We start from the raw sequence: 12,829 nt of genomic DNA, 5'->3' as shown, positions 1-12,829 counted from the left end.
GAGGCCGTCCCGTATCCGGAGAACGCGCGGGCCGCCCCACAGGTGCCCCAAAGGCGCCCTATTCCTCCGGCAATCCCGCGTCGTACGCCAGCAGGGCGATCTGGACGCGGTTGTTGAGGCCGAGCTTGGCCAGGATGCGGGAGACGTGGGTCTTGACGGTGGCGACGCTCATGAAGAGGCCGGTGGCGATCTCGGCGTTGGCGAGGCCCCGGCCGACCGCGACGGCGACCTCGCGCTCGCGGTCGTTGAGGGCGGCGAGCCGCTCACGCGCGCGTGCCTGCCGGGTGTCGGCCCGGGTGCCGGCCGCGTGCCGCATCAGCTGCCGGGTGACGGCGGGCGACAGCACGGGGTCGCCGGCCGCGACCCGGCGCACCGCGGCGACGATCTCGGCGGGCGGGGTGTCCTTGAGGACGAACCCGGCGGCTCCCGCGCGCAGGGCGTGCAGCACCTGTTCGTCGGCGTGGAAGGTGGTCAGGACGACGACCTGCGGGGCGTCGGCACGCGCGCGCAGCCGCTCGGTGGCGGTGAGCCCGTCCACGGACGGCATGCGGATGTCCATCAGGACGACGTCCGGGTGGGTGCGGTCCACGAGCGCCTCGACCTCGTCGCCGTCGGCGCCCTCGCCGACGATCTCGATGTCTCCGGCACCGCCCATCATGAGGGCCAGCCCCGCCCGCACCAGCGGATCGTCGTCGACGAGCAGCAGTCTGATCGAGGTCATGGCTCCTACGTGGTCAGGCGGGTACGGCGTCACGTGTTCGGTCGTCTTCAGGCGGCCGGCCAGGGCAGCCAGGCCCGCACCTCGAAGCCGCCGTCGCCGGTGGCCCGGTGCTCCAGCCGTCCCCCGGCCAGCGTGGCGCGTTCGGTCAGGCCGATCAAGCCTTGGCCCGAGCCGGGGACGTGCGGGGCCTCCGTCGCGGGGGCGGGGTTGTGCACGGTGATGTCCAGGCCGTCGCCCTGGGCGCCGGTGACGCGGACGGTGACCTCGGCGCCGGGGGCGTGCTTGCGGGCGTTGGTGAGGCCCTCCTGGGCGATGCGGTAGGCGGTGCGGCCGACGGAGGCGGGGACGGCGGCCGGGTCGCCGACGTGGTTGTCGAGGATGACCTTCATGCCGGCCTGGCGGGACTCGGCGGCCAGCGCGTCCAGGGCCGCGAGGGTCGGCTGCGGCCGGCCGCCCGCCTCGTCGCCGTCGGCGGCGCGCAGCACGCCGATGATCTCGCGCAGGTCCTGGAGGGCCTCGTGGGCGCTCTCCCGGATGACCCCGGCCGCCCGGGCGATCTCCTCCTGGGGCGCGTCGGGCCGGAACTCCAGCGCCCCGGCGTGCACGCTGAGCAGGGTCAGCCGGTGGGCGAGGACGTCGTGCATCTCGCGGGCGATGGCCTCCCGGGCCAGCCGCTGGGCCCGCTCGGCGCGCAGGCCGGCCTCGGTCTCGGCCCGTCGGGCCCGGTCGCGCAGGCTGACCATCAGCTGCCGCTTGGAGCGCACGAACATGCCGAGGCTGACGACCAGGAGGCTGAACAGCACGACGAGGATGACGACGGCCAGGTAGGGCAGGTCGGGGTCGGGGCGCAGCCAGTAGAAGAGCGGGACCAGTGCGAGGGTGACGCCGCCGATCCAGGCGACGTACCGGAACGGGCGGTGCACGGCGAGGGTGAACAGCGCGACCATGGCGGCGCCGCCCGCGGTGTCGGAGACGAAGCCGACCGGGATCATCGCGATGGCCAGGCCCGTCGGCCAGCGGCGGCGCAGCCAGACCGCGCCGCAGGCCAGCCCGCCGATCAGCTGGTCGACGACGGCGAGGCCGTGCGAGACGTTCGGGTCCTGGCGCATCGTGTTGGCCGCCGCCGCTCCGAGGAGGACGGCCAGCAGGAAACAGCTGAAGTCGACGAGCCAGTCGCGCGCGGTGCGCCGGGGCCGCCGGCCGGCCTGACCGGCGTCGGGGTCGGGGTCGAGTTCATGGATCACAGCGGAGGGGAAGAGCCACCGCCGCCCCTCGAACGTCCGTATGGAAAGGTCACCGCTCACGGTCGACAAATCTACGCATGACCGGCCCGCGGCACCTACCCGAGCACGGGATCGTCGACCAAAGTTGCGCTCGCGTGGACTTTCGGTGTGCCACGCGCGCGTGCGGAGAGTCTTCCGGCGGGTACGACTCGCCCCACGGCCGATGGCATGGGGGGAGGCCGCGGGGCGAGGGTCGTACCGTGAAACAGCTGCTTGAACTGCTCGGATTCGTTGCTCTGGTGCAGGGTGTGCTGGGCCTGCTGCACGAGTTCACCCACTGGCGGGTGAGCCTCCTGCAACGGCTCGGCTTCCTCGACGGCTACGGCGTCTACGCGAGCGTCGCGCTGATCGTGCTGGCGTGCGCGCTGTTCGCCGTCGCGGGGAGCCGGAGGTCCGGCTGAACGCGGACCGGAGGTCCGGCTGAACGCGGACCGGACCTCCGGCTGGTCGCGCTGTTCCTGACGACGGACGAGCCGGCGTCGACGTGCCGGCGTCGACGTGCCGGCGTCGACGTGCCGGCGTCGACGTGCCGGCGTCGACGTGCCGGTATCGCTGGGCCGACTCGGTCAGCGGCTCAGCAGTCGAAGTCGATCAGGTTGAACGTGACGTAGTGGTCCGCCGTGTAGTAGTCCTCCTCGTACTCCTGGCCGGTCACGATCCGCCGTGCGCCGCGGGTGGAGGAACCGGGCGTCTTCACGGTGTACTCGTGGTAGTAGCCGCTGGACTGGCTCGGCAGCACGCCCTCCTGGTTGCGGAAGACGACCCCGTCCTGCGAGTACGGGAACGGGCCGCCCGACGCGATCAGGTCGAGCGTGTCGTACGCCTGCGACGGCAGGGCGCTGTAGCAGATACTGCCGACCGAGCTGGCAGCGGCGTCCGCGGTGGCGGCGGAGACGGTACCGCCGACGAGGAGGGCGGACAGCAGGGCGCCGGCGGCCCCGATGCGGGTGATTCGTGGGGGGAATCTCATGGCTCCATGATGACGCGCGTAGAGTGTGGCATGTCAATGACAAGTCCGAAGAATTTCCCGGCCGGTCCCCCGAGTTTTCAGGGAATTAACCTGGGGCCCGAGGCCCCCACGGGCGGCCCCAGGCCCGGGGGAGGATCGGGGCCTGGCCGCTAGGCGTTCGCCTCGGCGATGTACGAGCCGTACTCGGGACGGCCCGCGATGTCGTACGACCGGATGGAGACGCCTGACGTGGTGATCCGCCCGCCGGTGTGCCGGAACTTCGTCGGCACGGCGCCCTCCTGGAAGAAGCGGCGGCCGGAGCCCAGCACGACCGGGAACGTCACCAGGTGGAGGGTGTCGACCAGGCCGAGGTCCAGCAGGGAGCGGACCAGCGCGCCGCCGCCGGGCGCCTGGTAGACGCCGTCGAGGGTGACGAACATGGTGGAGACGAGTCTGCCCATGAGGGGTGCCTGCTTCCCGGGCTGCGGTCTGTTGTCATCAGCTCAGACCCCCGGGGCGCCGGCAACTCATCGCTCGGCCGGTCTCCGGTGTGCCCTCACCCCGCGTGGGTCGAGAACAGTCCGCCGGTCGGGCCCTGCTTGTCGCCGCCCTGCGCCTTCTTCAGCGCGTTGGCGAGGCTCTCGATGGTGAGCGACTGGAGGATCACCCGGCCGTTGCCCTCCAGGGTGGCCAGGGAGAGGCCCTCACCGCCGAAGACGGCGTTCATGACGCCCTGGCGGTTGAGGCCGCCGACACGCTGGACGCCGTACTGGATGCCCTCCTCGAAGGCGACGACGCAGCCCGTGTCGACCTCGATACGGCCGCCGAAGTCGGCGGGGTTCAGGTCGATGAAGTTGCCCGCGCCGGCGATGATCACTGTGCCGTGGCCGGTGAACTTCTCCAGGATGAAGCCCTCGCCGCCGCTCATTCCGGTGCGGCCGCCGGAGAAGGCGATGCCGAACTCCACGGTGGACTCGGCGGCGACGAAGGCGTCCTTCTCGGCGAACCACGCGCGCGTGCCGTTCAGCTCCAGGGCGCGCATCTCGCCCGGGAGCACGCCCGCGAAGCCGACGGTGCCCTCGCCGCCCTGGGAGGTGAAGTACTGGAACGCCAGCGACTCACCGGCGAGCATGCGCTGGCCGACCTGCATGGCGGTGCCCATGGCCTGGCGCAGCATGCCGCCCATGCCGCCACCGCCGCCCTGCGACTGGCCGTTGCCCGACGGGCCGCTCAGCCGGGTCTCCATGGTCACGTTCGTCGTCTTGAACAGGAACTTGCCGGCCTCGCAGTACACGGTCTGGCCGGGGTGCAGGTTGACGACCGCCATCTGCATGGCGTTGCCGACGATTTCTTGCTGAAGAGTCACGGCAGAAGAACGTAGCCGACGGTCCGACGGTTCCCCTCGCCCACCCACCCACCCGACTCGGTCACCTGAGCAGCGAGACCTCAAAAGAGCAAGACACCCCCCTCGAAGAGCATCCCGCTCCCGGCCCCCACCAATCTCCCGCGCGGGGCGGGGCACCTACACGGAGACCGCGGCCATGCATCGAGACACCCCCGCCCCGCGCCCGGCCCCGACAACACGTCCCCGACCGCCTCATCCCGACCGCCCTCCCCGGCCGGTCATCCCGACTCCCCAACCGCCCCACCCGGACGACCCCTGCCGCCCCGTCCAGACCAAACCCAACCGACGGTCCCGGCTCCCCCAGCCGCCCCACCCGAACGACCCCAGCCACCCCACCCCGACCAAACCCAACCGACCATCCCGGCTCCCCCGACCGCCCCACCTGGACGGCCCCGGCTGTCCCCTCCCGGCAGCCCCGGCCGCCCCGCCCCGCCAGCCTCGGACGTTGCGTTCTGTCGTCGCTTTTCGAGTTCGGCCTGTGAGAAGGCGAGGCGGGTGGGTGGGCGAAAGGGTGTCAGGACAGTTCGCGGTGTCTTGTGGTCAGGGCCGTTGCTCCCGCTTCCGTCGGCGAGCCGTACAGCCGCAGCCGGGAGATTCCGCCGTCCGGGAAGATGTCCACGCGCGCGTGCGTGCCTACGGCGGGGGTCGGCAGGACGAAGCGGTGGTTCGTGTCCGGCTGGAGGCGGGTGCGCGGGAGGATCTCCCGCCAGTCGCCGTCCTCGCCGTCCTCGCCGTCCTCGCCGTCCTTGACCGCCACCGACGCCCAGCCCGCGCTGTTGCCCTTCAGGTACGCCGTGTCGATCTCGATCGCGCGGATCTGGGACTGGGCGGCGAGCCGGTAGCGGATCCAGTCGTTGCCCTGGTCGCGGCGGCGCCGCGTCTCCCAGCCGTCGTCCATCTTGCGGGAACGGCCCGGCTGGATGGTGTTGGTGGCCGGCGAGTAGAAGAGGTCGGAGGCGTCCTCGACCCGGCCGCCGTTCTCCAGGGCGACCACGTCGAAGGTGCCGAGCACGGCGAGCCACTCGGGGGCGGGCACGACCTCGCCGTACACGCGCAGGCGCGCGATGCCGCCGTCGGGGTGCTGGTTGACGCGGAGGTGGGTGAAGCGCTGTTCGACGGAGACCGTGAAGCCGTTCGCCGCGTGGCCGCCGACGGGGGTGCGGGGGACGAGCGTCGTCCATTTCACGTCGTCGCCGAGGAGTTCCGCCGGGGACGGCGAGCCGGCGACCGATGTGGCCTCGACCGACACCGCCTGCGGGTAGTTGCCGCGGAAGTGGGCCGTGTCCACGACGATGCCGCGAACGACGCCGGCGGCGCCGAGCCGGACCAGTGCCCAGTCGTGGTCCTCGGCGGTGGGCCAGGGATGACCGGCCGAGGCCCCGCGGCGGCGGCGCGTCTCCCAGCCGTCCATGATCTTGCCCTTGTGCCCGAAGTGCTCGGGGTCGAACTCGGCCCGCCCCGGCACCAGCAGGTTCTCCCGCTGGGCGAAGAACTCGTCGTTGGCGGCGACGACCCCGGCACCGAGCTGCCGGGCGGCGAGGTCGGCGTACCGGGTGAAGGGGAAGTCGGCGGTGCGGTAGTCCGCGTACGGGTCGCCGCCGGAATAGGGGTGCGCGTCGCCGGTGAAGGTCGGGATCGCCGTCAAAGGTGTTCCTTTCGGTGTCGGCCGCTGCGGGTGCGGGAGGCAGGAGAAGGAGTCAGGGGGTGCGGGTGAGGAGGTGGCCCTTCGGGGGCGTGAACTCGCCGTCCGCGACGATGCGTTCGCCGCGCAGCCAGGTGGACTTCACGACGCCGTGCAGGGTCTTGCCGGCGTACGCGGTGACCGGGTTGCGGTGCTGGAGGCCCGCCGGGTCGACGGTGAAGGTCTCGTCGGGCGCGAGGACGGCGAAGTCGGCGTCCCGGCCGGCCGCGATGGCGCCCTTGCGGTCGTCGAGGCCGACGAGCGCGGCCGTGCGGGCCGACATCCAGCGGACCACGTCCTCAAGACCGTGGCCGCGCCTACGGGCTTCCGTCCATACGGCGGCGAGGCTGAGCTGGAGGCCGGAGATACCGCCCCACGCGGTCGCGAAGTCGCTCGTCTTGAGGTCGGCCGTGGAGGGCGAGTGGTCGGTGACCACGCAGTCGACGGTGCCGTCGGCCAGCGCCTGCCAGAGCAGGTCCTGGTTGGCCGCCTCGCGGATGGGCGGGCAGCACTTGAACTCGCTGGCGCCGTCCGGGACTTCCTCGGCGGTGAGGGTGAGGTAGTGCGGGCAGGTCTCGACGGTGAGGCGGACGCCGTCCGCCTTGGCCGCCGCGATCAGCGGCAGTGCGTCGGACGAGGACAGGTGCAGGACGTGCACGCGCGCGTGCAGGCGTTTCGCCCGGGCGATCAGCTGGGCGATCGCCGTGTCCTCCGCGTCGCGCGGGCGGGAGGCGAGGAAGTCGGCGTACTTCGGCCCGCCCTGTTGCGGGGCGGCCTCCAGGTGGTGGGGGTCCTCGGCGTGCACGATCAGCAGGCCGTCGAAGGAGGCGATCTCCGCCAGCGACCGGGCCAGCTGCTCCTGGTCGAGATGCGGGAACTCGTCGACGCCGGACGGCGACAGGAACGCCTTGAAGCCGAAGACGCCGGCCTCGTGCAGCGGGCGCAGGTCCTTGACGTTGTCGGGCAGCGCGCCGCCCCAGAAGCCGACGTCGATGTGCGCCTTGTCGGCCGCGACCTGCCGCTTGACGCGGAGGTTCTCCACGGTCGTGGTCGGCGGGAGGGAGTTGAGCGGCATGTCGACCAGGGTGGTGATGCCGCCGGCCGCCGCGGCGCGGGTCGCGGTCCAGAAGCCCTCCCACTCGGTGCGGCCGGGGTCGTTCACGTGGACGTGGGTGTCGACCAGGCCGGGCAGCAGGACGTCGTCGCCGAAGTCCTCCAGGCGGGTGCCCTCCGGGACGGGGGCGTCGTAGGGCAGTACGGCCGTGATCGTCCCGGCGGACACGGCGACCGAGGCGGCCCGCGTCCCCTCCGGGGTGATGACGCGCGTCGAGCGCAGCACCAGTTCAGCGTCGGACACCCGGACCCCTCTCTCTGCCGCCGTTTTACTTCCGGGAAACGGGATTTACACCCACGTAACGGAATTCAACGTTCTGTTGAAGGAGTCTTCACTCCCGCTCCCGCGCCGTCAAGGGCACACTGCTTCTCAGGGCCTCACAGGCGCCCACTCTGGACGTTTCCACAAAGCGGAATTACAATTCCGGCAAGCAGAACGTAGCTACGCACGACCAGGGAGTCAACCGACTGACGGGTAGGCTTCTGCCCTTCCCGCCAGCCCCGAAAGGAACGCGCCGTGCCGACGTCCAGCGCCAGCACCACCGACTCCGCCAGGTCCGGCGGCGGGGTCCAGTCCCTTGAGCGCGCCTTCGATCTGCTGGAGCGGATGGCGGACGCGGGCGGCGAGGTGGGTCTCAGCGAGCTGTCCGCGAGCAGCGGGCTGCCGTTGCCGACGATCCACCGGCTCATGCGCACGCTGGTCGTCTGCGGCTATGTGCGCCAGCAGTCGAACCGGCGGTACGCGCTCGGGCCCCGGCTGATCCGCCTCGGCGAGTCGGCGTCCCGGCTGCTGGGCACATGGGCGCGGCCGCACCTCGCGCGGCTGGTCGAGGAGACCGGGGAGACGGCGAACATGGCGCTGCTCGACGGGGACGAGATCGTGTACGTGGCGCAGGTGCCGTCGAAGCACAGCATGCGGATGTTCACCGAGGTGGGCCGGCGGGTGTTGCCGCATTCCACGGGGGTGGGGAAGGCGTTGCTGGCGAATGTGCCGGACGCCGAGGTGCGGGCGCTGCTGGGGCGGACCGGGATGCCCGCGGCGACCGAGAGGACGATCACCACCCCGGAGGGGTTCCTGGACGCCCTGGCGGAGGTGCGGCGGCTGGGGTACGCCGTGGACGACAACGAGCAGGAGGTGGGGGTGCGGTGTCTTGCCGTGTCCGTGCCTGATTCGCCGACCGCGGCCGCCATTTCGATCTCCGGGCCTGCGGGGCGGGTCACGGAGGCGGCGGTCGAGAAGATCGTGCCGGTGCTGCAGCAGGTGGCTGTTGAGTTGTCCGAGGCGTTGGTGAGTTCAGGAGCCTGAGGGGCAGGGCCGACAGGAGCGTTGGCGAGTGCGGGTGCGTGGGGGCCGGTCGCGCAGTTCCCCGCGCCCCTAGGTGAACAACCGCGCCCTTCGTCTTCAGGCTCTCGGGGTCTCCCCGAACAGGTCCACCGCCTGGCGCACGTCAGACAGGCCCCGGGACAGGGCGCTCATCGAGCCGATCGCGCCCGCTATCAGTAACAGGGAGCGGCGCAGGCGGGGGATCTCCGGGATGCCGCCCGTCGCCATCGCCGCCAGGGCCGCCAGTTCGTCCTCGGCTATCGCGCGGTCCGGGAACTCGGCCGGATGTGCGGCCAGTTCGCGGCGCAGCCGGGAGACCGCCGTGCGTAGTTCCGTCACCCTCGGATCCTCGTCCTTGCCGGTCACTGGCCTCTGCCCCAAGCTCCGCAACACAGCTCTCCCCCCCTCGCCAGGTGCCCAGGACGGTGGTCGGGCGCCCGGGGACGCGGGTCAGTAAACGCCCTCCCGTACGGAAAGCGCTACAGCGCGGACGGAATTTCAGCCCTTCGGAACCGCCCGCCGGCCCCGGCGTCGGGTATGCAGGACGCATGACGGACACGCATGACCGGATCGCCGGGCTGCTGCTCGCCGCCGGCGGTGGCAGACGGCTCGGCGGGCGGCCCAAGGCGCTGCTGACGCATCGGGGCCGGCCGCTGGTGGAGTACGCGGCCGGGGTGCTGCGCGCGGGCGGCTGCGGGCCGGTGCACGTGGTTCTGGGGGCCCGTGCGGACGACGTGCGGGAGCGGGCCGAGCTGGGCGGCTGCGTGGTCGTGGAGAACCCGGACTGGGCGCAGGGCATGGGGTCCTCGCTGCGGGTGGGGCTGGAGTCGCTCGCCGGGGCGGGGGTGCGGGCGGCCCTGGTGTCGCTGGTGGACCAGCCGGGGATCGGCGCGGCGGCGGTCGCGCGGGTCGTCACCGGTTTCCGGGACGAGTCGTCGCTGGTGTCGGCCGCCTACGACGGGGTGCGCGGGCATCCCGTGCTGTTCGGCGCCCGGCACTGGGCGGGGATCGCCGCGAGCGCGACCGGCGACCGGGGCGCCCGCGCCTACCTCAAGGCCCACGAGGACGCGATCACGCTCGTCGAGTGCGGGGATGTGGCCGAGCCGTACGACATCGACACGGAAGCGGACCTGGGCCACCTTGAGTGAGCGGGATGGCACTGAGCGCCGCCTTTGCTCGACTCGGAGAATCTCGACATCAACAAACCATTGAACTTCCACGATGAGGAAACTAGTATCCACTGTTCAGAAGCGCCTGGCCCTGTTCGGGGTGCGCTTCGCTCTACCCGGAACGACTGGCACCCGGTGCCACCGCTGAAGGAAGTGACAGCTCATGTCCGCACCAGCGCCGTCTCCGCCGGCCATCGTCGACGCCGCGCCCCTGCCCCGGCAGGAGGAGGTCCTCACCGACGCGGCGCTCGCCTTCGTGGCCGAGCTGCACCGGCGGTTCTCGCCGCGCCGTGCCGAACTCCTCGCCCGCCGCGCCGAGCGCCGCGCCGAGATCGCCCGTACCTCGACCCTGGACTTCCTCCCGGAGACCGCCGCCGTCCGCGCGGACGACTCCTGGCGGGTGGCGCCCTCCCCCGCGGCGCTGAACGACCGCCGGGTCGAGATCACCGGTCCCACCGACCGCAAGATGACCATCAACGCGCTCAACTCGGGCGCCCGGATCTGGCTCGCGGACTTCGAGGACGCCTCCGCGCCGACCTGGGAGAACGTCGTCCTGGGTCAGCTGAACCTGATCGACGCCTACACCCGGACCATCGACTTCACGGACCCGGCGAGCGGCAAGTCGTACGCGCTGCGCCCGGACGAGGAGCTCGCGACGGTCGTCATGCGGCCGCGCGGCTGGCACCTGAACGAGCGGCACGTGGAGGTCGACGGCGAGCAGGTGCCCGGCGCCTTCGTCGACTTCGGGCTCTACTTCTTCCACAACGCGCAGCGGCTGCTCGACCTCGGCAAGGGACCGTACTTCTACCTCCCGAAGACCGAGTCGCACCTCGAAGCCCGGCTCTGGAACGACGTGTTCGTCTTCGCGCAGGACTACGTCGGCATCCCGCAGGGCACCGTCCGCGCCACCGTGCTGATCGAGACGATCACGGCCGCGTACGAGATGGAGGAGATCCTCTACGAACTGCGCGACCACGCCTCCGGGTTGAACGCCGGCCGCTGGGACTACCTCTTCTCCATCGTCAAGAACTTCCGTGACGGCGGGCCCCGGTTCGTCCTCCCGGACCGCAACGCCGTCACGATGACCGCCCCGTTCATGCGGGCGTACACCGAACTCCTCGTCCGCACCTGCCACAAGCGCGGCGCGCACGCGATCGGCGGCATGGCGGCCTTCATCCCGTCCCGCCGGGACGCCGAGGTCAACAAGGTCGCCTTCGAGAAGGTGCGCGCCGACAAGGACCGCGAGGCGAACGACGGTTTCGACGGCTCCTGGGTCGCCCACCCCGACCTGGTCCCGATCGCCATGGAGTCCTTCGACCGGGTCCTCGGCGACAAACCCAACCAGAAGGACCGGCTGCGCGAGGACGTCCACGTCGAGGCCGCCGACCTGATCGCGGTCGACTCGCTGAAGGCGAAGCCGACCTACGCAGGTCTGGTCAACGCCGTGCAGGTGGGCATCCGTTACATCGAGGCGTGGCTGCGCGGCCTCGGCGCGGTGGCCATCTTCAACCTCATGGAGGACGCGGCCACCGCCGAGATCTCGCGGTCGCAGATCTGGCAGTGGATCAACGCCGGTGTCGAGTTCGAGAACGGCGAGAAGGCCACGCCGGAGCTGGCCCGCAGGATCGCCGCCGAGGAACTCGCCGCCATCCGCGCGGAGACCGGCGACGAGGCCTTCGCGGCCGGCCACTGGCAGCAGGCCCACGACCTGCTGCTCACCGTCGCCCTCGACGACAACTACGCGGACTTCCTGACGCTGCCCGCGTACGAGCAGCTGCGCGGCTGACCTACTCCGGCGCCGGCCTGTCCGAGTGGCCCAGGGACTTCCCCGGGGCCACTCGGTCGCGTACGGCCTGCTTCACGGCGGTGGGCTCGGGGAAGCCCTGTTCGCGCCGGTCCCACACGACCTCGTCACCGACCCGTACGACGAAGATCCCGCCCTTGCCCGGCTTCAGCGCCAGCTCGGTCAGCTCGGTCTCGAAGGTGGTCAGCAGTTCCTGCGCCAGCCAGGCCGCCCGCGGCAGCCAGCGGCACTGGGTGCAGTACTCGATCTCGACGCGCCGGCTCTCACTCATCCGGGCATGGTAACCGAAGGTGATCACCCGGGGAGATCACCGGCGAAGCGGCAGGCGGCCGGGTCGGGCGGCAGGCCGAGGGGCGGGCGCGCGGCCGGACCGGAAGCGGCTCGCCGGTGGGGACGACCCGGTCTCGTCACGCCGGCTGCCGGTCAGCCGAGGTGTACCGACCAGTCCTGCTGGGCCGCGGGCTTGCCGTGCAGGTCGGGAACCCGCTTCAGCCAGTCCGGGCGGCCCTGCCGGGTCCTGGCCGCGCGGGCGGCCTCCTCGTCCGCGAGCTGGTCGCGGCTCGGGAAGTCGGTGGGGAGCCACTCGGCGGAGGCCCGCACCCGGGCCAGCAGATAGCCGACGTAGGCCTCGCGCATCTCGTCGGGCGTGCCGAAGTCGGTGAGCCAGGCGTCCGGAACCTCGGCGAGGACGTCCCGGAGCAGCTTCTCGGTCACCCTGGGCGCGAGTTCGGCGTCGGCGGCCCGGGTGTCGGGGCCGTACCGGCCGAGGGCGTGATGACGGAAGTCGTACGCCTTCCCGGGGGCCGAGGTGTCCCAGCGGTGGTGGAAGACGAGGGCGGCGCCGTGGTCGATGAGCCACAGGCGCGGGGGTGCGATGCCGAGGGTCGGCCAGACCATGAGGTTGGAACTGTGCACTGTGCGGTCGACGTTGACGGTGAGCGCGTCCAGCCAGACGATCCGGCCCGCCTCCAGCGGATCCACCGGGAAGACCTCGGCGATCTGCGGGGTGAAGTCCTCGGCACCGGGCAGGAAGTCCATCCCGAGGTTGACTCCGGTGCTGGCCGCGTGCAGGTCGCGCACCTCCTGGTGCGGCTCGTCCCCGGCGATCGCCGGGTCGAAGTGCACCAGGACCAGCTCGGGGAACCGCAGCCCGAGCGCCCGCGCCAGCTCCCCCACGATCACCTCGGCGACCAGCGCCTTGTGCCCCTGCGCGGACCCGGTGAACTTCACGACGTACGTGCCGAGGTCGTCGGCCTCGACGACTGCGGGGACGGAGCCGCCCGACCTCAAGGGGGCGATATAGCGAGTTGCAGCGACACATCTCAGCATTTTCTTAGGCCACTCCACTCTTCAACCTTGCAATCCACGCCCACCCTTGAG

14 protein-coding genes are annotated in these 12,829 nt (G+C 71.6%); 4 read left to right on the top strand and 10 right to left on the bottom strand.

All coding sequences use genetic code 11. The annotated features are described in order from the left end of the window. Positions 1-58 precede the first annotated feature (58 nt). Positions 59-721, bottom strand: a complete 663-nt coding sequence (locus tag SSP29_RS45575) for a response regulator (protein ID WP_089106883.1) — start codon at positions 719-721, stop codon at positions 59-61. Positions 722-768: 47 nt separating this feature from the next. Then, positions 769-2,034, bottom strand: a complete 1,266-nt coding sequence (locus tag SSP29_RS45570) for a sensor histidine kinase (protein WP_089106882.1) — start codon at positions 2,032-2,034, stop codon at positions 769-771. Positions 2,035-2,204: 170 nt separating this feature from the next. Between SSP29_RS45570 and SSP29_RS45565 the strand changes: the two genes are divergently transcribed. Beyond that, positions 2,205-2,405, top strand: a complete 201-nt coding sequence (locus tag SSP29_RS45565; protein ID WP_089106881.1) for a hypothetical protein — start codon at positions 2,205-2,207, stop codon at positions 2,403-2,405. A 173-nt stretch (positions 2,406-2,578) separates the two neighbouring features. On the opposite strand, the gene SSP29_RS45560 is transcribed toward SSP29_RS45565, so the two are convergent. The 5 genes from SSP29_RS45560 to allB all read right to left on the bottom strand — a co-directional run bounded on the left by SSP29_RS45560 (position 2,579) and on the right by allB (position 7,396). Beyond that, a complete protein-coding gene (locus SSP29_RS45560; protein ID WP_089106880.1) occupies positions 2,579-2,974 on the bottom strand; it encodes a ribonuclease domain-containing protein in 396 nt (131 codons plus the stop codon). Positions 2,975-3,123: 149 nt separating this feature from the next. Continuing rightward, positions 3,124-3,414 (bottom strand): dihydrofolate reductase family protein, encoded by a 291-nt coding sequence (locus SSP29_RS45555; protein WP_089106879.1) that lies wholly within the window; start codon positions 3,412-3,414, stop codon positions 3,124-3,126. A 95-nt stretch (positions 3,415-3,509) separates the two neighbouring features. Then, entirely contained in the window at positions 3,510-4,319 is an 810-nt protein-coding gene (locus SSP29_RS45550; protein ID WP_089106878.1) for an AIM24 family protein, read from the bottom strand. Positions 4,320-4,872: 553 nt separating this feature from the next. Next, entirely contained in the window at positions 4,873-6,003 is a 1,131-nt protein-coding gene (gene alc / locus SSP29_RS45545) for an allantoicase (protein ID WP_089106877.1), read from the bottom strand. 52 nt (positions 6,004-6,055) lie between these two features. After that, complete coding sequence (allB, locus tag SSP29_RS45540) at positions 6,056-7,396, bottom strand: allantoinase AllB (protein WP_089106876.1); 1,341 nt, start codon at positions 7,394-7,396, stop codon at positions 6,056-6,058. 273 nt (positions 7,397-7,669) lie between these two features. Here allB and SSP29_RS45535 point away from each other — a divergent pair, with 273 nt between their 5' ends. Then, a complete protein-coding gene (locus SSP29_RS45535; protein WP_089106875.1) occupies positions 7,670-8,458 on the top strand; it encodes an IclR family transcriptional regulator in 789 nt (262 codons plus the stop codon). A gap of 96 nt (positions 8,459-8,554) precedes the next feature. On the opposite strand, the gene SSP29_RS45530 is transcribed toward SSP29_RS45535, so the two are convergent. After that, positions 8,555-8,869 (bottom strand): DUF5955 family protein, encoded by a 315-nt coding sequence (locus tag SSP29_RS45530; RefSeq protein WP_089106874.1) that lies wholly within the window; start codon positions 8,867-8,869, stop codon positions 8,555-8,557. Positions 8,870-9,024: 155 nt separating this feature from the next. Here SSP29_RS45530 and SSP29_RS45525 point away from each other — a divergent pair, with 155 nt between their 5' ends. After that, positions 9,025-9,624 carry a nucleotidyltransferase family protein gene (locus SSP29_RS45525; RefSeq protein ID WP_089106873.1) on the top strand — a complete coding sequence of 200 codons (600 nt, stop codon included), beginning with the start codon at positions 9,025-9,027 and terminating at the stop codon, positions 9,622-9,624. A gap of 184 nt (positions 9,625-9,808) precedes the next feature. Continuing rightward, complete coding sequence (aceB, locus tag SSP29_RS45520; RefSeq protein ID WP_089106872.1) at positions 9,809-11,431, top strand: malate synthase A; 1,623 nt, start codon at positions 9,809-9,811, stop codon at positions 11,429-11,431. Position 11,432: 1 nt separating this feature from the next. Here the strand turns inward: aceB and SSP29_RS45515 are convergent, their stop codons facing one another. Together SSP29_RS45515 and SSP29_RS45510 are read right to left on the bottom strand one after the other, a co-directional pair. Beyond that, positions 11,433-11,720, bottom strand: a complete 288-nt coding sequence (locus tag SSP29_RS45515) for an Rdx family protein (RefSeq protein ID WP_089106959.1) — start codon at positions 11,718-11,720, stop codon at positions 11,433-11,435. Positions 11,721-11,872: 152 nt separating this feature from the next. After that, positions 11,873-12,778 (bottom strand): HipA family kinase, encoded by a 906-nt coding sequence (locus SSP29_RS45510; protein ID WP_089106871.1) that lies wholly within the window; start codon positions 12,776-12,778, stop codon positions 11,873-11,875. Positions 12,779-12,829 lie beyond the last annotated feature (51 nt).

It is taken from the genome of Streptomyces hyaluromycini (assembly GCF_002217755.1).
GTDB lineage: Bacteria > Actinomycetota > Actinomycetes > Streptomycetales > Streptomycetaceae > Streptomyces > Streptomyces hyaluromycini.
The sequence above is the reverse complement of the archived record's forward strand: the minus strand, read 5'-3'. Positions and strand labels throughout refer to the sequence as shown.

Coding starts and splice junctions, on each gene's coding strand:
- SSP29_RS45575 (WP_089106883.1), bottom strand. CDS start 721: ATGACCTCGATCAGACTGCTGCTCGTCGACGACGATCCGCTGGTGCGG.
- SSP29_RS45560 (WP_089106880.1), bottom strand. CDS start 2,974: ATGAGATTCCCCCCACGAATCACCCGCATCGGGGCCGCCGGCGCCCTG.
- SSP29_RS45555 (WP_089106879.1), bottom strand. CDS start 3,414: ATGGGCAGACTCGTCTCCACCATGTTCGTCACCCTCGACGGCGTCTAC.
- SSP29_RS45525 (WP_089106873.1), top strand. CDS start 9,025: ATGACGGACACGCATGACCGGATCGCCGGGCTGCTGCTCGCCGCCGGC.
- aceB (WP_089106872.1), top strand. CDS start 9,809: ATGTCCGCACCAGCGCCGTCTCCGCCGGCCATCGTCGACGCCGCGCCC.
- SSP29_RS45515 (WP_089106959.1), bottom strand. CDS start 11,720: ATGAGTGAGAGCCGGCGCGTCGAGATCGAGTACTGCACCCAGTGCCGC.
- SSP29_RS45510 (WP_089106871.1), bottom strand. CDS start 12,778: ATGCTGAGATGTGTCGCTGCAACTCGCTATATCGCCCCCTTGAGGTCG.